Source organism: Clavibacter sepedonicus, from assembly GCF_000069225.1.
GTDB classification, from domain to species: Bacteria; Actinomycetota; Actinomycetes; order Actinomycetales; family Microbacteriaceae; genus Clavibacter; species Clavibacter sepedonicus.
This window is the reverse complement of record NC_010407.1, coordinates 26,510-52,517: the sequence shown is the minus strand read 5'-3', so window position 1 is coordinate 52,517 and position 26,008 is coordinate 26,510. Positions and strand designations below refer to the sequence as shown.

Here is a 26,008-nt window from a genome sequence, read left to right as displayed (position 1 = left end):
GAGCGACCGGCATACTGCACGGATGATCTCCACCGCGCATGCCACGACCCTCTTGGAGCTCGGCCTCGAGTGGAGCCCCGAGCCCGGCGACCGGTTCCGAATCCGCGGCCAGGGCTTCGAGTCCGACGTCTTCACCATCAGCGAGCTCACAATCGAGGCGCACGAGCACGCGACCGGGACCGTGCTCGGGTTCAACGGCACGACCGAGTGGGCGCTCGACTCCGTGGCGCTCGAGGACAGCCTGTGGCTGCCGCGCGAGGACCAGCTGCGCGCGCTCCTCGCCGGGGCGTTCCGGTCGCTGCGGCGCGAGATCGGCGGCGCCGAGGACGGCGCGCACGTGGTGCTCGTCGTGATCGACGGCCACGAGATCGAGCACCGCGACCTCGAGGCCGAGGAGGCCTACGCGAAGGCGCTCATCGCCGTGATGGAGGCTGCTGCCCCCACCTCGCCCGCCGCCTGAGGCGGGGTGGCCGGCGGGGTCAGGCCCGGGCGCGCCGGCGGACGACGATGGCCGAGACCGCGCGCCAGCCGAGCAGGAGGAGCCCCAGGATGATCGCGGTCGTGATGACGAACGGGATCACCACGCCCTCGCCGCTGAGCGCCCGGAGCACCATGCCCACCACCACGGTCACGCCCCACACCAGGAGACCGGTGGGCGCGACGCGCGAGGGGCTGCGCCAGGCCCGGGCGACGATCCAGCCGACGAGCCTGCCCGCGAGGAACGGCCACGCGGTGCCGAGGACGCCCGACGGCGCGTGGTCCTCGCCGTGGCTCGCCCGGCCGATGAGCACGAAGACGACGATGAGCGCAGCGTCGAGGACGACGGCGCGGACGATCTCAGGGCGGGCGGCGCGGCGGGCTGTTCGAGGAGTCACCCCGCGATCCTAGGTGTCGCGCGCTGGGTGGTCGGCGAGCGCGTCGTCGGACGCCGTTCCCGGCAGCGTGAGGAAGCCATCGGCGACGAGCCCGTGGACCCGCGGGAGCAGCTCGGCGCGCAGGGCGACCGCGTCCACGCCGGTGAGCTGCGCGACGGCGTCGACGATGGCGCCCACCGCGAGCTCCCCGTCGCACGTGCCGACGAGCGCCGCGAGGCCCGTGTCGAGCGGCACCTCGCGGCCGAAGCCCGCGCCCTGGCGGAGCGTCATGACCGTGGGATCCTCGGCGCCCGGCCAGTAGTGCCGCTCCTCCGTGACGTCGACGGACACCACGAGCGCGAGCCCGACGAGCGCGCGGTCGTCGACGGCGGCGAGGGCGTCGTGCGCGGCGAGCGAGGCCTGGAGGTGGTCGCCGAGGCCCGTGGGGTTGTTGCCGAGTCCGCCGTGCAGGCGCTCGATGCGGCGGAGCGTCGGCGCCCCCGCTGCCGGCCGGCGGAGGGTGAGGTAGCCGAAGCCGACCGCGTCCACCTCGCGCGCGGCGAAGTCGTCGAGCCACGCGTCCATCAGCACCTCCGACTCGGGGGTGCCGGCGCGGGTGCCGCCGTCGCGGATCCACGTCTCGGCGTAGAGCGCGGCGTCCTGCACCTCGCGCTCGACGATCCACGCGTCGAGGCCGGACCCGGTGCGCGCGGCCGCCCGGTCGAGCCACCCCGCGACGCGCTCGAGGCCGGGCTCCCCGGCGCGGTGCTCCCAGTTGCCGAGGAGCTGCGCGATGCCGCCGGGCGTGAGGTGGTCCGCGAGGTCGGCGACGACGCCCTCGACCAGCGCGTCGCCCACGAGGCCGGCGTCGCGGTACTCGTAGGCCGGCACGCCCTCCGCGCGCGGGGTGATGACGAAGGGCGGGTTCGAGACGATGTGGTCGAACCGCTCCCCCGCCACCGGCTCGAACAGGCTGCCGAGCCGCAGCTCGATGGTCGTGATCCCGTTGAGCGCCGCGTTCAGCGCCGCGAACGCGAGGGCACGCGCGGAAATGTCGGTCGCCACGACGCGGTCGGCGTGCCGGGAGGCGTGCAGCGCCTGGATCCCGCAGCCGGTGCCGAGGTCGAGCGCGGTGGCGACGGGCGCGGAGATCATGAGGCCGCTGAGGGTCGCGGACGCGCCGCCGACGCCGAGCACGTGGTCCTCGTCGAGCGCGCCGCCGGTGGCGAGCTCGCCGAGGTCGGAGGCGATCCACCACTCGCCGACGCCGTGTGCGTCGATGAAGCCGTAGGGGCGCAGGTCGACCGCCGGGCGGACCCGGTCGCCGTCGACCTCGATGAGGCCGAGACGCGCGGCGCCGTCGAGGCCGAGCGTCGGCAGGGCAGCGCGGAGGTCGTCTGCGTCGACCGGGTCGCCCAGCACGAACAGGGACGCGAGCACGGCGGCCGCGGGGAACCCGTCGGCGGTGCGGGCGGCCTCGACAGCACGACGGGCCGGGATCCGGTTCCCCCGGTGCAGCGCCTTCCCGGCCGCATCGCCCCACAGGTCGAGCGCAGACGCGACGGTGAAGGGCGCCGCCTCGAGGTCGGCGCGCAGCGCCCGGACCTCCGGGGTGGCGATGGTCACGGACGGGATCGCGGGGCGGGGCACCGGTCGAGCTTAACCGGCGAGACGCCGGCCGCCGGGCGGGTGCCCGGCGACCGGCGTCGTGGATGCGGGAAGGTGGTCAGCGGCTCGTCACCGTGAGTTGCGGCGAGGACGGGGCCGGCCCGCCCGCCGCCTGCAGGCCGACGTGGACGGTCTGGCCCGCGGATAGCGCACCCGCCCAGTCGGCGCCCGTGCACGTCACGGTGCCGGTCGCGATGGTGCAGCGCACTCCCCAGCTGTTCCCGACGGAGGTCGTGCCCGGGCTCGCCCACGACGCGGTCCACCCGGCGACCGCGGACTTCGCGGTGACGTCCAGGCCGGCCACGTAGCCCGACGACCATGATCCGCCGGGCTGCCACGTCGCCGTCACGGCGCCCGACGTGGAGGGCGCGGGCTGGGGCTGCGGTGCAGGCTGGGGCTGCGGCTGCGGCTGCGGCTGCGGCTGCGGTGCAGGCTGCGCTCCGGAACCGGAACCCGACGACTCAGTCGGGTGGAGGATCGGCGCCATCGCGTCGAGCTTCACCTGCTCGGGCGTGACCCAGTCGCTCTGCACGAGCCCGCCGGTGTCACCGCTGTCGGGGTTGAACGACCAGAACGAGGAGCTGATGCCGGTGGTCTTGAGGTACGACACCAGGGTCGTCAGCCACTGCTTGTCGCTGGTGGTCTCGAGCTTCGTACCGAACTCGCCGAGCAGCACCGGGGCGATGCTCTTCTTCGCGAGGTAGCCCCAGTGGGCGTCCCACACGCCGGGCAGGTTGTCCGGGTAATCCGGCGAGCTGAACCAGGACTGCCCGTAGATGCTCGCGGGGTAGTCGTGCGGCGAGTAGACGACGCGGTTCGCGACGCTCAGCTCGACGGGCTTGTCGCCCGCGGCGCCGAGGGCCCCGCCCCACCATGTGCCGGATCCGTCGGGCTGCTTGTCGGTTCCCTCGACGATGACGAGCAGCTTCGGGTTCACCGACAGCACCGCGTCACCCCCGCGCTCGGCGGCCAGCCGTCAGTCGGTGGCCGCGTCCCCGGAGCCCCAGGTCGCCTGGCCGTGCGGCTCGTTGTGCAAGTCGACGCCGATGACCGTGGGGTCGTCCTTGTAGCGGTCCGCGAGCATCTTCCAGTCGGAGATCCACTGCGCCTCGGAGAGGTCAGGCGTGTACCACAGCTCGGACTGCCCATCGGTCGTGGGTCGGTGCTGGTCGAGGATCACGTTCAGGCCGTTGGCCTTGGCAGAGGCGATGGCGCGGTCCATGAGCTGCAGCGGGGTGATGCCCTTCAGAACCGGATTGGCGGTGGTACCCCCCTCGGCGACGCTCGACGCCCGGAGGCAGCTGTTCGCGAACGGCATGCGCACCGTGGTGAAGCCCATGTCGTGGAGGTGCTTCATGCCGCTGTCGAGGGTGATCTTGTCGAGCCCGTGGAGCACGCAGCCCGACGACTCGAGCCCAAACCAGGCGGCACCGCGGATCGTGTACGTGGAGCCGGCGGAGTCGACGATCCTCCCGCCGTCCGTGTGGAGCCATCCGGACGCGCTCGACGCGGTCGACGTGGCGGCGGGCTGGGCCGCGGCGGATCCCGGCACAGCTGCGGAGGCCGAGGCAGCTGACGCTCCTGCCGTCGCGAGGGCGATGGGGAGGAGCAGTCCGAGCAGTGCGGAGGTGAGGCCTCTTGGTGTCTTCATGCGAGAAGACTAGGACCGCATCACGTGGTATGCGCCTTTCCCTCACAGGACGTGAGGCTGGACTCCAGCATGCCGGCGACAAGCAAAAACCCCGCCGGAGCGGGGTTCTTGTGGACCTAAGGAGATTCGAACTCCTGACCTCCTCGATGCGAACGAGGCGCGCTACCAACTGCGCCATAGGCCCTGACAACTCCACGAGACTACCACGTCACCGGGAGCCCTCCGAACCGCGGGGCGTGGAGGAAGGCGGATCAGCCGACCGCGCGACGGCGGCCCTCCTGGGGACGGACCGGTGGACTAGCCAACCGCCCGGCGGCGACGCAGCACCTCGTCGAGGTCTCCCATGCCGGGCTCGGCGTCGTCAACGATGCCCATGCGGGAGAAGCGGCTGACCGGAGCGGTGCGCGCGGCGGGCGGGGCCGGAGCGACGGATGCCGCCGGAGCGGCCTCCTCCTCCTCGGCCGACAGGCGCGCGACCTCGGGCTCGAGGTGCGCGCGGCGCAGCGTCTCCTCGGACGCGGCGGCGGCGCGGCGCATCTCCTCGACAGGCGACAGCGGCGTGCGGGGGGCACCGCCGGCGCCGGGACGCGGGCCGGGCGCCTGCGAGCGGGAGAGGTACAGCGGCTTCGGTACGGGCACGGGGGTCCAGGACTCGCCCTCCTCGCGCTCCGCGACGGGCTCGGCGGGCTGCGCGGCCTGCTCGTGGAAGTCGGTGAAGCCGGTGCGCGGCCGCTGGAGGACCTCCGGCGCCTGGAGGCGACGGGCGGCGGCGATCTGTGACATGCGGTGCAGGATCGCGAGCGACCCGAACGTGGCGAGGGAGGAGATGACGAGCAGCGTCCAGGCGCTGCCACCGGCGACCTGGGCGATCCCGGCGATCACGCCGACGAGGGCGAGCGCGAGGACGGCGGTGGCGGCGAGCCGGGTGCGGCGGAGGCGCGTGGCGGCGGAGGGCGACGTTGCGGACACGGGGGCCACTTTCGGTAGGGCGCGCTGGGCGGCGGCGTCTCGCGCACGCGCGGCGGCTTCGGCTTCTTCGGCGGCCCGGCGGAGGGCGCGCTGCTGCTCGACGACGCTGCGGGCGCTGGTCTCCGCGCGCACCGCGTCGGGGACCTCGGCCGTATCGGCCAGGATCCGCAGGGTCTGCTGGAGGCGCACGGCGTTGCGCTCGGTCGCCATGTACTGGCGCCGGTGCAGCCACGTGGGCAGGAGGTAGGCGAGCCAGAGCACCGCGGAGAGCGCGATGATTATGCCGCCGGATTGCATGATCCCGAGGCTAGGAGGTCGGGCGGGTGCGCCGCGGGAAGCGCGCCGCGTGTCCACGGCCGGACCGGCGCATCCGCAGGTCCGCGGACGGGGCGGGGTCAGATCCGGCGCTGCACGGCCAGCGGCGTCGCGGCCGCCTCGACGTCGGCGTCGGGGACGCGCGACCACTCGGGATCCACGCCGCCGTCCTTCCAACGCACGAGCACGCTGGTGGACAGCTCCTCCACCACGAGGCCGAAGCAGAAGTGGTCCCGCCAGTCGCCGTTGATGTGGATGTACCGGCGGCGCAGCCCCTCGTACCGGAAGCCAAGCTTCTGCACGACGCGGAGGCTGGGCGCGTTCTCCGGGCGGATGCAGATCTCCATCCGGTGCAGCCCGAGCGTCGTGAAGCAGTAGTCGGTCGCGAGCGCGACGGCCGTGGGCGTCACGTTCCGGCCCGCGAACTCCTGGCCGACCCAGTAGCCGATGGTCGCGCTCGAGAGCGATCCGTAGGCGATGGACGACACGTTGAGCTGGCCGGCGAACTCGTCGTCGTAGTCGATGACGAGCGGCACGCCGAGGCCGGCGCGGCCGTTGGCCTGCAGCGACCGGATGCTCGCCCGCGTGTCGAACGCCATCGGCACGTAGGGGCTCGTGGCCTCCCACTTGCGGAGCCACGATCGGTTGTCCAGCAGCGATCGCTCGAGGGCCCGCGAGTCGCGGAGCCGGATGGGCCGGACGGAGATGCGCCCGTCCCGCATGGTGGGTACGGTCTGCGGCACGTCCATGAGCCTAGGCCTCAGCGCGGACGCCGGTGCGACCGGACCGCGCGCCGCCGTCGGGGATCAGCGCTCGAGGGTCTTGACGAACTCGGGCAGCCACTCGCGCAGGCCCTCGCCGAGGTCCTCGTGATCGACGCCGAGCTGGACGATGGCCTTCAGGTAGTCGAGCCGGTCGCCCGTGTCGTAGCGGCGGCCGCGGAAGACCACGCCGTACACGCCGCCGGTCCACTCGGGCGCGGCGGCCATCTTCTCGAGCGCGTCGGTGAGCTGGATCTCGCCGCCCTTGCCGGGCTCCGTCTTGTGCAGCACGTCGAATACCTCGGGGCGCAGCACGTAGCGGCCGATGATCGCGAGGTTCGAGGGCGCGGTGCCGGCGGCGGGCTTCTCGACCATGCCGGTGATGCGCACGACGTCGTCGTCGTCGGTGGCCTCGACCGTGGCGACGCCGTAGAGGTGAGTCTGCGCGGGATCCACCTCGAGCAGCGCGACGACGGAGCAGCCGCGCTGGAGCTGGACCTCGATCATGCGCGAGAGGAGCACGTCGCGCTTGTCAATGATGTCGTCGCCGAGGAGCACGGCGAACGGCTCGCGGCCCACGTGCATCTCGGCGCGGAGCACCGCGTGGCCGAGGCCCTTGGGGTCGCCCTGGCGGACGTAGTGCATGTCGGCGAGGTCGGTGGACTCGTTGACCTTGCGGAGCTTCGCGTCGTCGCCCTTGAGCTGGAGGGTGGCCTCGAGCTCGGCGTTCCGGTCGAAGTGGTTCTCGAGGGCGGTCTTGTTGCGGCCGGTGATCATGAGGACGTCGTGCAGTCCCGCGCCCACGGCCTCCTCCACCACGTACTGGATGGCCGGGCGGTCCACGACCGGCAGCATCTCCTTCGGCATCGCCTTCGTCGCGGGAAGGAATCGCGTTCCGAGTCCCGCGGCGGGGATGACGGCCTTAGTGATGTGGGTGACCATGCGATCGAGCGTAGCGGGGGAACGTACCTAGACTCGAACCATGCCGAGCGAAGTCGGGAACGAGAAGAGGGCCCTGCGCGCCCAGCTGCGGGAGCGTCGTCGGCAGATGACCGCGACGGAGCGCGACGAGGCGGCGCACGGCCTGACCAGCCGGTTGACGGAGCTCGTGGCGAACCACGACGCGAGCCGGGTGGCCTGCTACCTGTCCACCGTCGACGAGCCGACCACGCGTCCCTTCCTCCAGTGGCTGCACGCGAACGACCGCCAGGTGCTCCTGCCGGTGTCGCGCAACGACGGCCTCCTCGACTGGGTCGTGAGCGACGGCACGGAGACCGAGGGCCTGTTCGGCCTGCCGGAGCCGGTGGGCGAGCTGCTCGGGCCGATCGCCATCAACGACGTCGACCTCATCGTCGTGCCCGCCGCGGCGGTCGACCAGGGCGGCATGCGCATGGGCTGGGGTCGCGGCTACTTCGACAAGACCCTCGGATCGATGGAGGCCTGTCCCCCGGTCTACGCTGTGGTGTTCGACGCCGAGTTCGTCGACGAGCTCCCGCGGGAGAAGCACGACATGCCGGTCGACGGCATCGTGACCCCGACACTCATCCACTCCTTCTAGGGACCCATGCCCACGTACTCCTACCGCTGCACGGTGTGCGGCAACGCCTTCGACATCGTCCAGGCGTTCACCGACGACTCCCTCACCGAGTGCCCCGTGTGCGGTGGCAAGCTCCGCAAGCTGTTCGCCGCGGTGGGCGTGAGCTTCACGGGCAGCGGCTTCTACCGCAACGACTCGCGCACCGAGGACGCGGCGAAGCGGTCGCGGTCGGGGTCGGGATCGGGATCGGGTTCAGGGTCGTCGTCGGCGAAGTCGGGCGACTCGTCGTCCTCGTCGTCGTCCTCCGACTCCTCGTCGTCCGGTTCGTCGGACTCGTCCGGGTCGTCCGGTTCCGGCACCGTCGGCCAGGGCTCCGGTACCGTGACCCCCAGCACCCCCTCCGGTCCCGCGTCCTCGGGCTCCGGCTCGTCCTCGCCGTCCACCTGATCGGGCGGCCCGCCAGACAGGAGCACCCGTGAAGGGCTTCAAGGACTTCATCCTCCGCGGCAACGTCATCGACCTCGCGGTCGCCGTCGTCATCGGCGCCGCGTTCACCGCGATCGTCACGGCCATCGTCACGAACGTCTTCAACCCGCTGATCGGTGCCCTGTTCAACGCCTCGACGCTGGCCGACGCCTTCAAGGTCGACATCCCGACGTCCACCGGCAAGCCGGCGACGCTCCTCTTCGGCGCCGTCCTGGCTGCGCTGATCAACTTCCTCATCGTCGCCGCGGTCGTGTACTTCGCGCTCGTCGTGCCGGTGAACCACCTCAAGAAGACCGCGTTCGCCAAGCAGAAGGCCGCCGAGGAGGCGACGCCGAAGGACGTGCCGCAGACCGAGACCGAGCTGCTCATCGAGATCCGCGACCTGCTGGCCGGCCGGCCGTCGGCCGAGGGCGCGCACACGATCCCGTCGTCCACCGGTCAGCACGTGGCCGAGCCCGGCAAGCCCGCCTAGCTGTACTCGGCCATGACGTTGGTGACACTTCGGGGCGTGTGAAGAGGCCTCCTGGCTTGATGGAGCTGTTCAGTTCAACCATCGCCAGGAGGCCTCGATGTCCCACGGTAATGCTCGTCTGACGGTTCACGGGAGGGTTCTCCTCGTGCGGCGGGTGGTGGAGGATCGTCGGCCGGTCGCGCACGTCGCGCGGGAGCTGGGGGTGTCGCGGCAGTGCGCGCATCGATGGGTGAACCGGTTCCGTGCCGAGGGGCTGCGAGGGCTGACGGATCGGTCATCGCGGCCCCGGTCAGTACCGAGGCGAACGAGCCCGGAGCGGGAACGGGCCGTGCTGGAAGCGCGGGCCCAGTTGCGGGCGGGTCCTGCGCGGCTGGCGCCGGTGACAGGTGTTCCATCCCGTACGATCTCCCGCATCCTGCGCCGGCACGGGGCGCCGCCGTTGGCATGGTTGGACCCCGTCACCGGGGCCGTGATCCGGGCATCCCGGTCAACGGCGCACCGGTATGAGCACGAGCATCCGGGTGATCTGATCCACGTGGACGTGAAGAAGCTCGGGAGGATCCCGGACGGAGGCGGCTGGCGGGTCCACGGGCGCAGCGAGCAGGTCCGCGGCCGCGGGATCGGGTTCGATTACGTCCATGCCGCGGTCGATGACCACACCCGTCTCGCCTACGCGGAGATCCATCCCGATGAGAAAGGCGCGACCGCGGCCGGGTTCCTGACCCGCGCAGCGGCGTACTTCGCCGGGCGCGGGATCACCCGGATCGAGCGGGTCATCACGGACAACGCGTTCGCCTACCGGCACTCGACCGCGTTCAAGAACGCCGTCCAGGACCTGGGCGCGCGGCAGAAGTTCATCCGCCCGCACTGCCCCTGGCAGAACGGCAAGGTCGAGCGCTTCAACCGGACCCTCGCGACCGAGTGGGCCTACCGGCAACCCTTCACCAGCAACCAACACCGCGCCGACGCGCTTGACCCCTTCATCGAGCACTACAACACTGAACGAATCCACTCAAGCCACGGGCTCACGCCCGCGGCCCGAGTGTCACCAACGTCATGACCCAGTACAGCTAGCGCGGGGTCGCGTCCGGGCGCACGCGAGCGTCGCGCCCATCGCCGCGAGGATCTCGGGCGTCACGAGCACCGCGCATGCCCGCGCGCAGGCGGCCACCGCGTCGTCGGCCGAGGCGTGCAGCGTGCCCTCCGAGCGGGGACGGTCATGCGTCGAGCCTGCCAGCGCGGGCGGCGGAAGTCCCGGACGGGACGCAGCGCTGCCTGCCGCGCCGCCGCGACCCCGCGACGACGCGGGAAGAGGTGTGGCCCGGCCTCCGTGCACGGAGGGCCGGGCGGTCGGACGCGCTCCCCCGAGACGCCGACGTGATGCAGGACAGCCCACCCGAAGGGCTCGTCCCGCTGATTGACAACGTAAGCCATGTCGCAGTTGCATGCATCTGCATCGACGTTATGCGGCTAGTCGAGCCGGTCAGCCGACGGTGTCGCGCGGATCCGTGCCGACCTCCTGCGCCCGCCGCGCGTCCCGGGACACGAGCCGCTGGAACAGCACGGCGAGCACGGCGATCCCGACCGGGATCCACCCCCGCGGGTTGCCGACGACCAGCCCGGCGACGCCCGCGAGCCCGATGGCGATCGCGGTGCCGTACGTGATCCAGCGGCTGCGGTGCAGGAAAGAGAGGTGCATGGATCGACCCTCGCAGACAGCTCGGAAGGCGTCAGAGCGCGACAGTGACATCTCCCGGGCGGCTCCGGCTCCGCAATTGACAACACCACCTGCTCCTGCGGCTGACCTCGAGATCGCGCACCGGCCTCGCGAGGAGATCGGCCTCGCTGTCGTCACCATCTGCGGCCCCTCGAGCCGACCGGTCCTCGAGCAGCTCGATGAGCGACTCCCGGACGAGCGCATCATCCTCGCCGAACGAACCCCCGCAGGGGCGCCGAGGCCCGGCCCGCCGTCGACCTCCGCCGACACCGCGTCTATCGACAGACATTCGAATATCCGACCGCGAGCCTCGCAGAGTAATAAGCCTTCTGCCCGGTGACCATTTTCGTTCTAGTTTCCATATCACGTCTCGTTTTGCGAGACAATGGGTTATGTCCAACTCCACCGACACATCCGGTGCATTCTGGCGAACGATTTGCTTTTTGCCCTGTTCGCCGGGGTGGTGGCCGTCACTACGGAGTATTCAACCCTGAAGAGCAAATCCTTGGTTTTGTAGGTGGCACGGTACTAATTATTGCGGGCAACACACCTTTTATGACTTCGTTGCGAAACAGAGAATAGGCTGAATGGCGCATTTTCTCATGCGTCTGAGTCATTATCGGCATAGACGCAAAACGCAGCTCGGGTCTGGTCTGGTGTGACCAGATGACCGAGTCGCCTCCTGGGTGAGAGTAGTATCTATGATGTCACTCGATATATCCCGCGACACAGGCCCGACCCAAGGCACGTCCTGCGCTTCGCTGCGTCTGCAAAGTGCCCGCCGCGAGGCGGCATCAGTGAGGCTCGCGTCGTCGACGCGTGCTCACGGCCCCGCTGACGAGAGTCAACGGGGCCGCTGATTGGAGCCTTAATTGAATTTAGAGCTCCCGACGGCCAATGTCTCGTACGGCGAAGTAGCCCCCTACGGCCAGCAACACCGCCACTGCCGAGAAGATGCTACCGATCAGAAGGTTGCCACCCATGAAACCTGTGATGGCGAGCAATACGGCGATTGCAACCAGTATGACGACGACGCTCTGAGCGACTCTTCCTTTATTGGACGACGGAGTTAAATTGCTCATAGATCACACTCTTCCTTGACTTCCTGCCAGGTAGCCCACACGCCAGCCCCTTCGAGAAGGAGGCCACCGGCGGTGATGGCCGTGGCGATAGCACCGACGGGAGTGGTAAGCGCAAAGCCTGCTGTTATCAGTAGCAGACCTGCGGCCGAGATGAAGCCGGCGACTGCTCCGGCGCAGCTGAGGCCGCTCGGATCGATGTTACCAACGGGGTTGCATGCAGCGTATGCGTACGGCTGAGGTTCCTGGCCGGACGGGTCCATCTGCGTGAAGCGGCCCAGCGAGGCGTCATAGTAGCGTGCGCCCATCTTGTAGAGATTGGTCGACTCCTGGTAGCCGCCGATGTAGCGCAGCGAGTTCAGCGCGACCGCGCTGTTGCTTGACGTCGCGCGCTCCTCGCCGTACGGAGTGTAGGAGTAGCCGCCCTCCCAGATGCCTGCACCGGAGAACATGCCGATGACGGAGCCGAGGAGGTCGGTGACGTAGTAGTGGCTGGACGAGATCCGGAATCCGACCGCCTCGCCTGAAGGCGTGCGGCTGTAGTTCTGCACGAGGCTGGCGGACGTGTTGGTCTGCCGCGAGAGCCCGAGGATCGAGTTGGAGAAGGATCGGCCACCCGTGGCGCTCTGGGTGTCGGTGTTTCCCTCGCCGAAGGCGGCGAAGTTCGTCGCTCCGATGCTCTGGACCTGTCCGCGGTCGCCGTAGGTCGCGACGACACCCGTCATGCCGTTCTTGACCTGGTTGCCGGCGGCGTCGTAGACCCACTGGGTGGTGTCGGCGCTGGTGCTGGTGAGCTGGTTCGCCGCGTTGTAGCCGTAGTCGATCGAGGTGTCCTGCGTGCCGCCGGTGTTGCCGGAGCGGTTCTGCGACGTGCGGTTGCCCGCGGCGTCGTAGGCGTACGCCCACATCGCGTTGGTGTTGCCGCCGGCCTTCTCCTCGGCGACCGTGAGGCGGCTCTGCGAGTCGTACTGGTACGCGGTGACCGCGCCGGCCGGGATGCCCTCTTCCTTGCCGCTGGTGCGGGTCTGAATGTCAAGCGTGTCCACGCCATCCTTTGCAAACGAATACGCGACGTCGGCGGTCACGCCGCCGGCGGCGTTCTTGGCCTGCACCTGGGTGGTGCGACCTGCCTTGTCGAGGGTGGTCACCATCTGCGCGCCGGCGGGGAAGACGCGACGGGTCTCCACGCCATTGCCGTTGTACTCGAACAGCGTGCATCCGCTGTTCGCGGCGGGGTTGCCGCTGGTGGGGCAGACACCGCCGGGCTCGCGCTGGCTGGTGAGCTCGTTGGCGGCGTTGTAGGTGTTGGTCGTGATGCCGCTGGTGTCCTCGAAAGTGAGGATGTTGCCGGCCGCGTCGTACGTGTACTTCTGGTTCAGCCCGGCGAGAGCACCGATCTGGCTGGTGGTGCGGCCCAGGGTGTCGTACTCGAACTGCTTGGTCCCGGCGAAGCTGTCGGAGTCGTACTGGACGAGCCCGTTCGGGTAGTACGTCTTCGCGAGCGTGCTGCCGTTGGCGAACGTGATCAGCGTCTGGCGGTCGCGGACGTCGTAGGCGTACTTCGTGACCTTGCCGCGCGGGTCGGTGACGCTCGTGACACGGGAGAGCGCGTCGTACGTGTACGTCGTCGCGCCCTGCGGGGCGGGCGGCGTGACCTTGGCGAGGTTGTACATGCCGTCATAGGCGTAGCGGGTGATGTTCCCGTTGCCGTCCTTGGCGGAGCAGACCTGGCCCGGAGCGCCACCGCAGATGGTGGAGTCCCAGTTGTCGTAGACGCGCTCGAACTCGACCGCGCCGGTGCCACCAGCGGTGGTGTCCTTCTTCTTGGTGGGGTTGCCAGCGGTGTCGTAGTCGTAGCTGGCGGTGTTGCCGCTGGCGTCGGTGGAGCACTTCACCTGGAAGGTGTCGCCGCCGCTCGAAGCGCAACCGGCACCGGCCGAGTACACCGCGGAGGCCGCGGCGCCGGTGGGCAGCTCGGTCTTCGTGGCGTTGTTCAGGCCGTCGTAGGAGTTCTTGGTCTCGTTTCCGGGCGTGCTGCCGGAGCCGAGTGCATCGGTCGAGGTCTGGACGTCGCTGTTCGCGGTCCAGCTCTGCGAGCGGGTGCGGTTCAGCGGATCCTTGGTCGAGGTGACGCGGCCCTGGTTGTCGTACGCGTAGGTCGATGCCTTCCCGTTCGGGTTGGTGACGACGGTGTTGCCGCTGTTGTAGGCGAAGTTCGTCACGACGTCGGCCTTGTTCCCGTAGGTCGGGGACGTGGACTTCTGCGTGATCTTGGTGACCTTGTGCGCGGTGCTGTAGCCGAACGTGATCGTCGTCGTGCCGGGGGCGGACGGGACGGTCATCGTCGCGAGGCGACCCGTCGTGTCGTACGTCATCGTCGTGACGGCGCCGCCGGGCTTGTCGATCTTCGTCAGCTGCCCGGACCCGTTCCGCGTGTACGTGGTGGTGCGGTTGGCCGAGTCGACGATCGAGGTGATCTTCGGGTCGGATCCAGTGGTGTGGTTCACGCGCGTGAAGCGGCCGGAGGTGTCCTTGACCGTGTAGGTCGTGGCGGACGTGGTCCAGTCGTTGGTGAGGCCGATGCCGTTGCGGTCGGTGTGGTAGGTCAGCTGCTTCGTGGTGACGTCGAAGTCGTACGCCTCCCCGCTCTTGTTGTACTTGAGCTTCCAGGTGAACTGGCCCTTGCTCAGGGACGCGTTGAAGCCCGCGGGAGCGACCCACGCGCCGGCGCTGTTCTTGGTGTACTTCGCGGAGAAGCCGGTCGGTCCGACGAACGTCGCCTCGGTCTCGCCGCTGTTCACGGACAGGCCGAAGTCGACGTTGCTCATGACGGAGGACCAGCCGCCGCCGAGGGCGCCCGCGGAGCTCGAGAGGCCGTTGTAGTAGCGGTCGGCGCGGACGCCGATGCCGGCGGCGGAGCTGGTGCCGTCGTTCGCGGTGAGCAGCAGGTTGCCGTTCGCGAGGTTCACGCGGGCGACGGTGTCGTCGGAGAGCGAGATGTCCTCGAAGGACATGTAAGGCAGCGCGCCGAGGCCCGGTGCGCCGACCGGCGTACCGGCGGGGACGCGCTGGGTGGACACGGCCTGTCCCAGCTTGCGGTCCGGATTCGGGACCTTCCACTGGGGCAGCTCCGGGGCCGGCTTGTCGGCGTCGGCGGGCTCGGCCGGGATCGTGCCCGGCGTCCAGACGGCGGCCTTCGCGGCCTTCTGGGCCTCGTCCTGCATCTGCTTGTTGATCACCGCAGGGTCCTGCGTCTGGTCCTCGAACTGCACCAGCCCCGCGGCCGTCTCGGCGGAGGCCGGCATGGCGCCGAGCCCCGTGATCATGACGGCGCTCGTCGCGATCATCGCGATCGTGCACCTGATATTGCCGGCGTTCTGCCGGCGGAAAACGCGTGGAACGCGCATTTTACTCCCCTGATTGAAAAACAGGCGTCATCGCCCGTTCTCACGTTAGGGGCGCACGCGGACGCGACCGTGCCCCGCCTCGAATCACCCCCGGAATGGGGGTCGGGGCATTTTCCGCGTGTTTTCAGGCATTTCGATGCGGCGCAAGTCCTCATAAGTGAGGGCACACGCGGACGGGCGTTCCGGGTACTCGGGAGTTGGCCGCCCTCGCGTTACCGCGATGGCCTCCGCAGGTGCACGATGAGCGGGGGCGCATTCCGCGCACCGATTTGCACATGAATCAGGGAGTTCGCGCATGCGTCACAAATGGGTAACCATCACAGCGGCCACTGCCGTGATATTAGGGGTGACATCCCTGAGCCCGGCGTTCGGGGAGACGCGCCAGCAGGCCGCGGTCGAGCAGCCGGTCGCGGCACCCGTGTCCGACGCCGCGGCCGAGGCGATCGACGCGGCGCACATCGCCGAGCAGACGGGCCGCCCCGTCGAGGAGGTGCGCGCCGAGCAGCACCGCGACGTGCTGTTCGGCCAGGCCCTCGCCTCGCTGCAGGGCGTGGACGGCTTCGCGAACGCCGGCAAGGACGCCACCGGGCCCGGCTACTGGGTCGCCTTCACCGCGCCGGTCGCCGCCGCCGCGCTCGCGCCGCTCGGCGAGCTCGCCCCGGACGTCCGCACCACGACGGACGCGCCCCTCACCGCCGTGGAGCGCAGCACGGCCGTGGCCGCCGCCGCGCAGGCCGTGCAGGCCGAGCTCGGCGCCGAGAGCGTCGAGGCGAGCATGAGCGAGGACGGCACGACCGTCACCGCGGCCGCGGTCCTGCCCGACGCATCCGCATCCGCGTCCGTCGACGTCACCTCCGCCGCGCAGGCCGCCACGGACCAGGCAGAGGCCGCCGTCGCCCAGGCAACGACGGTCCCCGTCGAGGTCGCCCTCACCGACGAGGACCCGAGCCAGGAGGTCCTCTCCGGCGGCACCGCGCTCGGCATCGGCGCCACGCAGCAGCTCGCCTGCACGGCCGGCTTCACGGTCCGCAACGCGCGCACCGGCGCCACCGGCCTGATCACCGCATCGCACTGCCCCGACAACCTAAACTACGAGTCCCGCCAGATCCTCACCTTCGAGGGCCACGGCGACAGCGGCCAGCTCGACGAGCAGTGGTTCAGCTCGAGCGAGGGCGTGCACAACGAGTTCATCAGCCAGAAGGCCGGGTCCACGCTGATCCGCCGCAAGGCCACCGCCGTCGCCACGCCCTTCGTGGGCATGAACGTCTGCAAGTACGGCACCGTCACGGCCTACGGCTGCTCGCAGGTGATCAACGGCCCGACCACCACGGTCAACGCCAACGGCGTCACCTACGCGAACCTCTGGCAGGTCGACGGCTACATCACCGAGGCGGGCGACAGCGGCGGACCCTGGTACTACGGCAACACCGCATACGGGATCCACTACGGCGACATCCCCCGCGGCGGCGCCTCCCGCAGCGCCTTCACCTCGATCACGGCGATCGAGGCCGCGACCGACTTGCGCGTCCTCCGCTAGCGCCCCTCGGGGGGAGGGCGGGGCACCGCCCTCCCCCGACGGCAGCGTCGCCGTCAGCCATGCGCGCGGAGCGCGGCTCGATGCGGTCGGCGCCCGCGGCGGCCCACGCCTCACGCCGGCTGCAACAGCGACCCCTCCTCCACGAGCCTCCGCGACAGCACGCGGTACCCCTCCGTCTCGAAGAAGACGGTGATCCGGTCGTCCTCCGTGCTCATCACGGTGCCCGGGCCCCACTCGGCGTGGGTGACCTGCGACTGCGCGGGGAACATCTCGTCCGACGCGACCGGGGAGCCGCCGTCCGTCGCCCCCATCGCCTCCTCGTGCGCGTCCTCCTCCTCGAGCCGGTCGCACGCGTCGCAGTTGCCGCACCGCTCCGGCGACTCCTCGCCGAAGTACCCGAGCAGGAACTGGCGGCGGCACTGCGGTGCCTCGGCGTAGCCGCGCATCATGTCCAGCCGTGACACCTCGACGCGTTCGCGCTCCTGCGCGACCCCCTTGGCACGCGAGGCGGCCTCCCGGGGATCCAGCTCCTCGCGCACGAAGGCGCCGTCCCGGTCGGATCCGAGCACGCCCGCGTCCACGAGCAGGCCGAGCACGCCGCCCACCGTGCGCGCCGACATCCCCGCGCGCTCGGCGACCGCGGCCGGCCGCACGGGTCCGTCGACGCCCGCCACCGCGACCGCCGCGTACACGTCGCGGAGGCTCGCCGGCCGCGGCGTGCGCGCCGCGAAGTAGCGGCGGAGGCCGAGGTCCTCGGCGCGGTAGTGCAGGATCCCGACGGCCGGCTCCCCGTCGCGGCCCGCGCGCCCGACCTCCTGGTAGTAGGCGTCCACCGACTCGGGCGGCGACGCGTGGATCACGTACCGCACGGTCGGCTTGTCGATGCCCATGCCGAACGCGCTCGTCGCCACGACCACGTCCACGTCGTCCTCGTGGAACGCGGTCTGCACGCGCTCGCGCTCGGCCGCCGGCAGGCCCGCGTGGTACGCGTCGACGCGGAGGCCGGCCACGCGGATCTCGTCGGCGTAGTCCTCGGCGTCCTTGCGCGTCGCGACGTAGACGAGGCCCGGCTGCGTCTGCTCCATCACGTGTGCGACGATCGCGCGCCGCTTCTCCGACTCCTCCGTGTGCCGCCGCACCTCGAGCCGGATGTTCGGCCGGTCGAACCCGCTGGACAGCACGAACGGGTCCCGCAGCCCCAGCCGCTCCTCGACCTCGGTGCGGACGGGCGTGGACCCGGTCGCCGTCATCGCGACGGTCGGCGGGTGCCCGAGCGCGTCGATCACGCCGCCGAGCCCCAGGTAGTCGGGCCGGAAGTCGTGGCCCCACGACGCCACGCAGTGCGCCTCGTCGATCACCACGAGCGCCACCCCGCGGGCCACCAGCCGCGCGACGACCTCGTCGCGCGCCAGCTGCTCGGGCGTGAGGAACACGATCCGCGCGCCGGGCTCCTCCACGGTCGCCCACGCCTCCTCGAGCGCCGTGCCGCGGATCGTGCTGTTGATCACGCGCGCGGGCGGCGCCGCGGGCGCGTCCTCGAGGTTCTGCACCTGGTCGGCCTGCAGCGCGATGAGCGGCGAGACGACGACGGTCAGGCCGTCCATCAGCACGGTCGCGACCTGGTAGATCGCGGACTTGCCGTAGCCGGTGGGCATCACGACGAGCGCGTCGCGGCCGCGGACGAGCGGGCCGATCGTGCGCACCTGGCCGTCATGGAGCCGGTCCCAGCCGAACGACTCGCGGGCGACGCGGATCGCGTCCTCGGGCTCGGGTCCCGGCGCGGGCTCCGGGACGATGGCCGGATCCCCGGCGGCGGGCCGCTCGTCCGGCGTGCGGCCGTCGGGCGCGCGGTCGTGCGCGGTGCGCGTGGTCGTGCGGGTGCTGCGGGTCGTGCCCGCCGCGGTGCGGTTCTGCTTCACCTCCCCACTGAACGCCGCGGGCCGAGCAGTGACCAGGCGCGCGCAGGCGCTCACGGCGGACCGTCACGCTCCCCTGCGGCCGGGCGCGCCGCGCGGGCGCCGGGACAGGTGCCGACCGCGGGATGACGAACGCGCGGCCCCGTCAGTCCGCGACCACCCGGGGGAACGGATCCGCGTACCCGGCCCACTCCGCCGGCCCCGCCGCGAGCTCCTCGCCCGTGAGCACGGCCCGTCCGATCGCGCGCCGCAGCACGGCGGGCCGCAGCCCCACGCCGAAGAACGCGATCTCCGTGCCGTGCGGCGCACCCTCCTGCCACGGGTCGATCCCGGTCGGCTGCAGCGTCAGCATCGATCCCACGCTCGACCACCCGCCCACCTCGCCCGGCCGCGACGCCAGCGACACGAAGCCCTTGGAGCGCAGCACGAGGCCCGCGCGGTCGGGCCGCAGCTCCTCCTCCACGGCGAGCGCGAGCCGCTCGGGGTGCAGCGGTCGCGGGTCGCCGACGACGACGGATCCCACGGGCCCGTCGAGCCGGTCGACCTCCCCCGGCCGTGACGCGACGCCCGCCGCCGTGAGCTCGCGCATCCACCCCGCCGACGCCGCGAGCCCCGCCACGTCGCCCCAGCGGGGCAGCCGGTCGAGCGCGAGCGGCCGGCGCGCGTCGAGCACGGCGGCGCGCGGCGCGAGCCGGCGCACGAGCGCGAGCAGCGTGCCGCGCGACTCCGGCGGCACGCGCGCCATGCCGGTCAGCACCACCACGGTCGCGTACTCGACGAGGTCGGCGAGCGTCTCGGCCTCGTCGAACGCGTCCTCGACGCGGCCGAACGCGATGGAGTGCAGCCGGTCGGCGGCCACCACCGAGACGACGTGGCGCAGCCCGAAGCCGGATCCCGACCCGCCGGACGCGCGCCGCAGCTCGTGCTCGCGGCGCAGCAGGAGGTCGAGCTGCATCCCGGTCGCGCGCACGTCGGCGGTCGCGGGGATCCCCACCACGGCCTCGACGCCCGGCCCGCGCCCGGCGAGGTCGTCGAGGAACCGCGCGATGGGCTCGACCGGATCCGCCTCCTCGGCCGGGAGCACGAGCAGCGTCCCCGCGACGTCGTCGACCGCGTCCCGCAGCACCGAGCGGAGGCCGGATCCCTCGCCCACCACGAGGACGACGCCCGACGGCGGCTGCGGGTACACGGGCAGGGGCAGGTGGTCGCGAGCGGGCATGGCTGTAGTCTATTGAGAACCGTTCTCGTGAAAGGACCATCCCCATGAAGGTGCGCAACTCGATCAAGGCCCTGAAGAAGCTCCCCGGCGCGCAGGTCGTGCGCCGCCGCGGCCGCGTCTTCGTCATCAACAAGCAGAACCCGCGGAACAAGGCACGGCAGGGCTGAGCCGCCGTCCGGCCGGCGCCCCTCATCTGGGGCGTCGTCGCCGGGACCCGCGTCGATACGGTGGAGACCAGCCGAGCGCCGGGGGGCCGCCGCATGATCGTCGTCGTCATCATCGCCTGCGAGATCGGCTTCTGGGCCGTGCTGGCCGCGGGGCTCGCCGTCCGCTACGTCCTCCGGCGCCCGCGCCTCGGCGCCGTGCTCCTCGCGTGCGTGCCCGTCGTCGATCTCGTGCTGCTCGTCGCCGCGACCATCGACCTCCGCGGCGGCGCCACCGCCGACTGGACCCACGGCCTCGCCGCCGCCTACCTCGGCGGATCCGTCGCCTTCGGCCACTCGATGGTGCGCTGGCTCGACGTGCGCTTCGCCCACCGCTTCGCCGGCGGCCCCGCGCCCGTGCGCCCGCTCAGGTCCGGCCGCGCCAGGGTGCGCCACGAGTGGCGGCTCTGGATCCTCACGGTCGTCGCCTACACGATCGCCTGCGCCCTGCTCCTCGCCGCCATCGCGTTCGTCGGCGACCCCGCCCGCACCGGGGCGCTCGGGGACTGGCTCGGCCGGCTCACCGTCCTCCTCGGCATCTGCACCGTCTGGGCGGTCGCGTGGACCATCTGGCCCGGCCCGGAGCCGGCGACCGACGCCGAACCGGCCACGGTCTCCTCCTCGACGGCGGGCCGCTGAGCCGCGCAGGCGCCGACCGGCCGACCCCCCTCAGAGCGGGAAGCGCAGCCGCAGCAGGTGGGATCCGTCGGCGCGCGTCTCGGCCGCGAGGCTCCCGCCGAGCAGCTGGGCGCGCTCGCGCAGGCCGGTGAGCCCGTGGCGTCCGCTCGGCAGGTCGAGCAGCGGGAGCGTCGCCCGGCCCGCCTCGACCTCGAGCACCACGTGGCCCGCGTCCAGGCGCCCGGTGATCCGCACGGGCGCGCCGGTCGCGTGCTTCCGCGCGTTGGTGAGCCCCTCCTGCACCGTGCGGTAGACGGCGCGCTGGGCGGCGGCGGACAGGTCGGCGGGGAGGTCGATCTCGGTCTCCACGCTGATCCCGCTGGCCGCCACCAGCGCCGGCACGTCCTGGAGGGTCGGCTGCGGCGCGAGCTCGCGCCGCTCCCCGCCGGCCGCGCGGAGCACCTCCACCATGCCGCGCAGCTCCTCGAGCGTGACCGTGCTGAGCGCTCGGATCGTGCGCGCGGCCTCCCGCGAGGGCTCGTCGGCCGCGCCCACCTGCATCGCGCCGGCCTGCACGGCGATGAGGCTGACCTGGTGCGACACCACGTCGTGCATCTCGCGCGCCAGCACCGCGCGCTCCCGGGCGAGCGCGACCTCGGCGGCCTGCAGCTGCCCGAGCGTCTGGGCCTCCCGCAGCTCCCGCAGCTGGGCCGCCGCCGTCCGCCGCTCGCGGAGAAACGCGCCGAGGAGCGCGGGTCCGACCGTGTAGATGCTCGCGTCGACGAGCGGCTCGATCAGGAACTGCACGTCCTCCGGCGGCCAGAGCGGCGCCATGTACGCGACCAGGGATGCGCCCGCCGCGACCGTGACCTGCCACCGCGGCGCACGCGAGAGGCCGAGGTCGAACAGGGCGATCATGAGCGGCACGTACGCGATGCTGACGGAGAAGGCGGGCAGCGCGGCCAGCACGCTCAGCCACGGCCAGCGGCGGCGGAGCAGGAGGCCGAGGCAGGCGGCGATCCCCGCGGCGACCTCCCCCGACGACTGCGAGGCCGAGAGGAACCCGGAGGACAGGGCCGTGGCGATCCCCGCCACCAGCAGGTCGACGAGCGCCGCGCGCGCACGGGCGGCGGCGGGCCGGACGCCGGGAGCGGTCGCGTCGAGGGCGTCGGGATCCGTCGCGTCGCCCGAGGCGGGCGCCCTCCCGCTCACGCGCATCGCCGGCTCACCGCCGCGGCACGAGGCCGGCGCGGTCGGCGACGACGGCCGCCTCGACCCGCGTGCGGACCCCGAGCGCCTGCACGATCGAGCTGACCGTCTCCTTCACCGTGCCGAGCGTGAGCCCGCTCGCCGCGACGATCTCCGCGTTCGACAGGCCGCGCGCGAGCGCCTTCAGCACGACCAGCTCGCGGTCGCCGAGCCGGGCGACCCGCGCGCGCTCGGCGTCGTCCTCCCGCGAGCGGAAGAGGCGCCCGGGTCGGAGCCCCGGCGCGAGCACGATCCCGCCGGACGCGAGCGTGAGCACGTGCCGGGCGAGCTGCTCCGGATCCGTGTCCTTCAGGAGGAAGCCCGACGCGCCGCGGTGCAGGGCCTCGAGCACTTGGTCGTCGGTGTCGAAGGTGGTGAGCATGGCGACCGCCGGCGGGCGGGGCTCGGCCATGAGCTCGGCGAGGATCGTGAGGCCGTCGGGCGCGGGCATCCGGATGTCGAGCAGCACCACGTCGGGCGCGTGCTCCCGCACGGTCGCGACGGCCGTGTCGCTCGACACAGCCGCGCGCACGGCGATCCGCGGGCTGGCGCCCAGCACCATCGCGATGCCGGATCGCACGAGCGACTCGTCGTCGATCACGACCACGCTCACGACGGCCTCCGCCGAGGAGCTGCCGTCGACCGCGCCCGCTGCCTCGATCACGCGTCCCGCCTCCCGCCGGTGGATCCGCCGCCGCCGGTCGCGCCGCCCCGGTCCCCCGCGTGGCCGAGGCTAGCTGTACTCGGCCATGACGTTGGTGACACTTCGGGGCGTGTGAAGAGGCCTCCTGGCTTGATGGAGCTGTTCAGTTCAACCATCGCCAGGAGGCCTCGATGTCCCACGGTAATGCTCGTCTGACGGTTCACGGGAGGGTTCTCCTCGTGCGGCGGGTGGTGGAGGATCGTCGGCCGGTCGCGCACGTCGCGCGGGAGCTGGGGGTGTCGCGGCAGTGCGCGCATCGATGGGTGAACCGGTTCCGTGCCGAGGGGCTGCGAGGGCTGACGGATCGGTCATCGCGGCCCCGGTCAGTACCGAGGCGAACGAGCCCGGAGCGGGAACGGGCCGTGCTGGAAGCGCGGGCCCAGTTGCGGGCGGGTCCTGCGCGGCTGGCGCCGGTGACAGGTGTTCCATCCCGTACGATCTCCCGCATCCTGCGCCGGCACGGGGCGCCGCCGTTGGCATGGTTGGACCCCGTCACCGGGGCCGTGATCCGGGCATCCCGGTCAACGGCGCACCGGTATGAGCACGAGCATCCGGGTGATCTGATCCACGTGGACGTGAAGAAGCTCGGGAGGATCCCGGACGGAGGCGGCTGGCGGGTCCACGGGCGCAGCGAGCAGGTCCGCGGCCGCGGGATCGGGTTCGATTACGTCCATGCCGCGGTCGATGACCACACCCGTCTCGCCTACGCGGAGATCCATCCCGATGAGAAAGGCGCGACCGCGGCCGGGTTCCTGACCCGCGCAGCGGCGTACTTCGCCGGGCATGGGATCACCCGGATCGAGCGGGTCATCACGGACAACGCGTTCGCCTACCGGCACTCGACCGCGTTCAAGAACGCCGTCCAGGACCTGGGCGCGCGGCAGAAGTTCATCCGCCCGCACTGCCCCTGGCAGAACGGCAAGGTCGAGCGCTTCAACCGGACCCTCGCGACCGAGTGGGCCTACCGGCAACCCTTCACCAGCAACCAACACCGCGCCGACGCGCTTGACCCCTTCATCGAGCACTACAACACTGAACGGATCCACTCGAGCCACGGGCTCACGCCCGCGGCCCGAGTGTCACCAACGTCATGACCCAGTACAGCTAGCGCCCCGTGCCGCACGCCTCGCCGACCTGGCCGCCCGACGACGGGCCCGGGCATCGCCGCGTGCCGCCCGCAGCGCGCCCGCGAGCTGGCGGATCCGCAGGGTCGGCACGTACGCCGCCGTCAGCGCGCGCCCGATCGGCGCGAGGTCCGCCGCCGTGGGGCACGCGAGCCAGAGCGTCTCGTAGCGCGGGTCGAACTTGGCCTTGAACCGCAGGAGCGAGGTGAAGCCGTAGGACGGCTCGAGCACGCGGCCGGTCGCCGTGAGCAGGCGCGCCACGATCCGGTCGACCGCGCCAGCGGACCGCATCTCCCCGACGCCCGCGAGCGGCGTGCCGGAGAGGCTCAGCGTCTCGAGCCCCTCCGCCTGGAAGGCGCGGGCCGCGGTCGCGATGAGGAACTCCATCACGCCGGGCATCGGATCGGCGCCGCGTCGCATCACGTCGAGCGTGCGGCCGACGAGCCGCCCGTCGCGGAAGACCGGCAGCCAGCTGGTGACGCCGTGCACGCGACCGGCGGCGTCGACCGCGAGGAGCATCCGCACCTCGGGGTCGTCGAGCTCGCGCAGGCCTCCGAGCGTGAAGCCCATCTCGGGCAGCGCCTTCGCGTCGGCCCAGTCGCCGCTGAGCGCGTCGACGGCGCGGCGCAGGTCGTCCGGCAGGCCGCGGTAGGTGCCCCAGAGCGCGTCGACGCCGTCGCGAGCCGCGCGGTTGGCGGCCGTGCGCAGGTCCTGTCGGCGCTTGCCCGACGTGGAGAAGCCCGCGAGGTCGATCACGGCCTCCTCCGCCACCGGCGTGATGCTCCAGCCGAGCTCGGCGAAGACCGGCAGGTGGCGGGAGTGGATGCTGTAGAACGCGGGGACGAGGCCGCGGGCCGAGCAGTGCCGGGCGAAGGCGCGGATCGTCGCGGGCGCGTCGTCGGCGGAGGCCAGGGGATCCGACACCGTGAGGGCCACCCCGTGCGCGGCGCGGTACGCGACGGCGCCGCGGACGGTCGGGTCGCCGTCGTCGGCCGCGAACCAGTGGCTGCTGCCGGACCACGTGCCCATGAAGCCCAGGGATCCCGCGTCGGACCGCGCCAGCTGCGCGAGGACCCGGTCGCGCCCGGCGGGACGCCCCTCGGCGGACGGGCGCCGGGCGAACGACCGGCGGCGGGCGAACAGCACCGCGAGCGCCGCCGCCGGCACCAGCCACGTGGTCAGCACCAGCGGGGGCAGCTCGACGTCGATCCACGAGTCGACGGGGAAGGCGAACCAGTCCTCGGCGAGCGGGATCACCGTGTCGTACCAGGCGAGCAGACCGGTCACGAGCAGCAGCGCCGCGATCCCGAGCACGAGCCCGAGCCGCCGGCCGCGGAGGAGGAGCGCGACGGCGAGGATCAGGACGCACAGCACCGCCACCGTGGGGCCGGGGTCGAGCAGCGACCCCATCGCGCCCAGCACGCCGATCGCGTCGCCCGAGACCGCGGCGATCCACCAGCTGAGCGTCACCGTGCCGAGCACGGTGGCGGCGACGACGCGCGCGCTCGACGCCGTCCGGTCGTGCCAGGCGGGGCGGGCGGACAGCGGCACGAGGATCCGGCCGAGGCCGAGCCCGATGAGGAGCGCGACGCCGCGTGTGAGGTCGACCCCGTGACCGCCCGCGAGCAGCCCCGCGAGGACCGCCGCGAGCAGCGCGGCGCGGAGGCCGTCGCGATGGGCGGGCGCGAGACCCCGGCTGGCAGCGGCGGCGACCGCGACCAGCACGACGGACGGCGCCCACAGCCGGTCGGCCGCGTCGATCTGCGAGTAGAGGTCGCCGAGCGCGACGCCCGCGGCGAGGAGGAGGGAGGAGACGGCGACGGGCGCCAGCGAGCCGAGGGCGGCGACGAGCGCCGTGCGGAGGATCCCGATGCGGCTCTCCGACCAGCCCAGCACCAGGACGGTGACCGCCACGCCGATGGCGGTGGCGGCCGGGTGCGCGAGCTCGCCGAGGCCGGCCATGAGGCCGATCCACGCGCTGCCGGCGGGTACCGCGAGGATCGCGACCGGGTGGCGGGCGATCACGCGGCCGACGACGCGGATCGCGCCCCGGACGGCGCCGCGAGCACCGGGCGCCGCGGTCCCGGCGGGGTCGACGGGCGGACGATCCGCGGGGTCGACGGCGGGCGGACGGGCATCGGGGGCGAGCGTCGGGTGCGTCACGTCCCCAGTGTGCGGAGCGCGAGCGCGCCGGGGCATCCGCCTGGGGATCCGATCGGCCCGCCCATCGGCTGTGCCCGTCCGCCGATCGGCTGGGCCCCATCGCGCGGTGGGACGCGAAGAGGCCCCCGGGTGATCCCGGGGGCCTCCAGTGCTGGTGCGCGAGGGGGGACTTGAACCCCCACGTCCTCACGGACACACGGACCTGAACCGTGCGCGTCTACCAATTCCGCCACTCGCGCCAACCGGACGACATTATCACGGCCCGGAGCCGATCCCGCGCCGCCCGGGCCCCCGTCGCCCCTTCCCGCGGGCGATCCGCACCCCTCGCGGTGCCGGTGTCCAGGGCGACGCCTCGCGAGTT

At 72.1% G+C, this 26,008-nt stretch carries 21 protein-coding genes, 2 tRNA genes and 1 pseudogene; 9 read left to right on the top strand and 15 right to left on the bottom strand.

Annotation, left to right across the window (positions count from 1 at the left end; translation table 11 throughout):
• Nucleotides 1–22: 22 nt before the first annotated feature.
• Entirely contained in the window at nucleotides 23–460 is a 438-nt protein-coding gene (locus CMS_RS00245; protein WP_012297536.1) for a hypothetical protein, read from the top strand.
• Between the two features lie 19 nt (nucleotides 461–479).
• Here the strand turns inward: CMS_RS00245 and CMS_RS00240 are convergent, their stop codons facing one another.
• From CMS_RS00240 to galU, 7 genes and pseudogenes are all read right to left on the bottom strand, one after another.
• On the bottom strand, nucleotides 480–875 hold the full coding sequence (locus CMS_RS00240; protein ID WP_086935875.1) for a DUF3054 domain-containing protein: 396 nt from the start codon (nucleotides 873–875) through the stop codon (nucleotides 480–482).
• Nucleotides 876–884: 9 nt separating this feature from the next.
• Nucleotides 885–2,504, bottom strand: a complete 1,620-nt coding sequence (locus tag CMS_RS00235; RefSeq protein ID WP_012297534.1) for a DUF7059 domain-containing protein — start codon at nucleotides 2,502–2,504, stop codon at nucleotides 885–887.
• Between the two features lie 76 nt (nucleotides 2,505–2,580).
• Nucleotides 2,581–4,173, bottom strand: a pseudogene (locus CMS_RS00230) (cellulase family glycosylhydrolase).
• Between the two features lie 111 nt (nucleotides 4,174–4,284).
• Nucleotides 4,285–4,357 (bottom strand) — tRNA-Ala (locus tag CMS_RS00225).
• Nucleotides 4,358–4,470: 113 nt separating this feature from the next.
• Nucleotides 4,471–5,439, bottom strand: a complete 969-nt coding sequence (locus CMS_RS00220) for a hypothetical protein (protein ID WP_012297533.1) — start codon at nucleotides 5,437–5,439, stop codon at nucleotides 4,471–4,473.
• Nucleotides 5,440–5,537: 98 nt separating this feature from the next.
• The gene (locus CMS_RS00215; RefSeq protein WP_012297532.1) at nucleotides 5,538–6,206 is read right to left on the bottom strand and encodes a GNAT family N-acetyltransferase; all 669 of its coding nucleotides are present in this window, start codon (nucleotides 6,204–6,206) and stop codon (nucleotides 5,538–5,540) included.
• A gap of 57 nt (nucleotides 6,207–6,263) precedes the next feature.
• Entirely contained in the window at nucleotides 6,264–7,160 is an 897-nt protein-coding gene (galU, locus tag CMS_RS00210; protein ID WP_012297531.1) for a UTP--glucose-1-phosphate uridylyltransferase GalU, read from the bottom strand.
• Between the two features lie 40 nt (nucleotides 7,161–7,200).
• Here galU and CMS_RS00205 point away from each other — a divergent pair, with 40 nt between their 5' ends.
• The 4 genes from CMS_RS00205 (at nucleotide 7,201) to CMS_RS16380 (ending at nucleotide 9,773) form a co-directional block, all read left to right on the top strand.
• The gene (locus CMS_RS00205) at nucleotides 7,201–7,776 is read left to right on the top strand and encodes a 5-formyltetrahydrofolate cyclo-ligase (RefSeq protein ID WP_012297530.1); all 576 of its coding nucleotides are present in this window, start codon (nucleotides 7,201–7,203) and stop codon (nucleotides 7,774–7,776) included.
• Nucleotides 7,777–7,782: 6 nt separating this feature from the next.
• On the top strand, nucleotides 7,783–8,202 hold the full coding sequence (locus tag CMS_RS16385) for an FmdB family zinc ribbon protein (protein ID WP_041464246.1): 420 nt from the start codon (nucleotides 7,783–7,785) through the stop codon (nucleotides 8,200–8,202).
• A 28-nt stretch (nucleotides 8,203–8,230) separates the two neighbouring features.
• Entirely contained in the window at nucleotides 8,231–8,713 is a 483-nt protein-coding gene (mscL, locus tag CMS_RS00195; protein ID WP_012297528.1) for a large conductance mechanosensitive channel protein MscL, read from the top strand.
• A 97-nt stretch (nucleotides 8,714–8,810) separates the two neighbouring features.
• Nucleotides 8,811–9,773, top strand: a complete 963-nt coding sequence (locus CMS_RS16380) for an IS481-like element IS1121 family transposase (RefSeq protein ID WP_012296866.1) — start codon at nucleotides 8,811–8,813, stop codon at nucleotides 9,771–9,773.
• 423 nt (nucleotides 9,774–10,196) lie between these two features.
• On the opposite strand, the gene CMS_RS00185 is transcribed toward CMS_RS16380, so the two are convergent.
• Together CMS_RS00185 and CMS_RS00180 are read right to left on the bottom strand one after the other, a co-directional pair.
• Entirely contained in the window at nucleotides 10,197–10,412 is a 216-nt protein-coding gene (locus CMS_RS00185) for a hypothetical protein (protein ID WP_012297527.1), read from the bottom strand.
• A gap of 1,096 nt (nucleotides 10,413–11,508) precedes the next feature.
• Nucleotides 11,509–14,856 (bottom strand): RHS repeat-associated core domain-containing protein, encoded by a 3,348-nt coding sequence (locus tag CMS_RS00180; RefSeq protein ID WP_223842677.1) that lies wholly within the window; start codon nucleotides 14,854–14,856, stop codon nucleotides 11,509–11,511.
• 406 nt (nucleotides 14,857–15,262) lie between these two features.
• Here CMS_RS00180 and CMS_RS00175 point away from each other — a divergent pair, with 406 nt between their 5' ends.
• Nucleotides 15,263–16,453 (top strand): chymotrypsin family serine protease, encoded by a 1,191-nt coding sequence (locus CMS_RS00175; protein ID WP_041464244.1) that lies wholly within the window; start codon nucleotides 15,263–15,265, stop codon nucleotides 16,451–16,453.
• 110 nt (nucleotides 16,454–16,563) lie between these two features.
• On the opposite strand, the gene CMS_RS00170 is transcribed toward CMS_RS00175, so the two are convergent.
• Complete coding sequence (locus tag CMS_RS00170; protein ID WP_049791872.1) at nucleotides 16,564–18,372, bottom strand: RecQ family ATP-dependent DNA helicase; 1,809 nt, start codon at nucleotides 18,370–18,372, stop codon at nucleotides 16,564–16,566.
• A gap of 142 nt (nucleotides 18,373–18,514) precedes the next feature.
• A complete protein-coding gene (locus tag CMS_RS00165) occupies nucleotides 18,515–19,588 on the bottom strand; it encodes a GTP-binding protein (protein ID WP_041464243.1) in 1,074 nt (357 codons plus the stop codon).
• 44 nt (nucleotides 19,589–19,632) lie between these two features.
• Between CMS_RS00165 and ykgO the strand changes: the two genes are divergently transcribed.
• The gene (gene ykgO, locus CMS_RS00160) at nucleotides 19,633–19,755 is read left to right on the top strand and encodes a type B 50S ribosomal protein L36 (protein WP_011931244.1); all 123 of its coding nucleotides are present in this window, start codon (nucleotides 19,633–19,635) and stop codon (nucleotides 19,753–19,755) included.
• 93 nt (nucleotides 19,756–19,848) lie between these two features.
• On the top strand, nucleotides 19,849–20,430 hold the full coding sequence (locus CMS_RS00155; protein WP_012297520.1) for a hypothetical protein: 582 nt from the start codon (nucleotides 19,849–19,851) through the stop codon (nucleotides 20,428–20,430).
• Between the two features lie 30 nt (nucleotides 20,431–20,460).
• On the opposite strand, the gene CMS_RS00150 is transcribed toward CMS_RS00155, so the two are convergent.
• Together CMS_RS00150 and CMS_RS00145 are read right to left on the bottom strand one after the other, a co-directional pair.
• On the bottom strand, nucleotides 20,461–21,627 hold the full coding sequence (locus CMS_RS00150) for a sensor histidine kinase (protein WP_041464242.1): 1,167 nt from the start codon (nucleotides 21,625–21,627) through the stop codon (nucleotides 20,461–20,463).
• A 7-nt stretch (nucleotides 21,628–21,634) separates the two neighbouring features.
• On the bottom strand, nucleotides 21,635–22,321 hold the full coding sequence (locus CMS_RS00145) for a response regulator (protein ID WP_012297518.1): 687 nt from the start codon (nucleotides 22,319–22,321) through the stop codon (nucleotides 21,635–21,637).
• A gap of 170 nt (nucleotides 22,322–22,491) precedes the next feature.
• On the opposite strand from CMS_RS00145, the gene CMS_RS16370 reads away from it, so the two are divergent.
• A complete protein-coding gene (locus CMS_RS16370) occupies nucleotides 22,492–23,454 on the top strand; it encodes an IS481-like element IS1121 family transposase (protein WP_012296860.1) in 963 nt (320 codons plus the stop codon).
• Here CMS_RS16370 and CMS_RS00135 read toward each other — a convergent pair.
• On the bottom strand, nucleotides 23,449–25,647 hold the full coding sequence (locus CMS_RS00135) for a bifunctional lysylphosphatidylglycerol flippase/synthetase MprF (protein WP_049791871.1): 2,199 nt from the start codon (nucleotides 25,645–25,647) through the stop codon (nucleotides 23,449–23,451). The two genes, CMS_RS16370 and CMS_RS00135, sit on opposite strands and share 6 nt — an antisense overlap.
• A 152-nt stretch (nucleotides 25,648–25,799) precedes the next feature.
• Nucleotides 25,800–25,886 (bottom strand) — tRNA-Leu (locus CMS_RS00130).
• Nucleotides 25,887–26,008 lie beyond the last annotated feature (122 nt).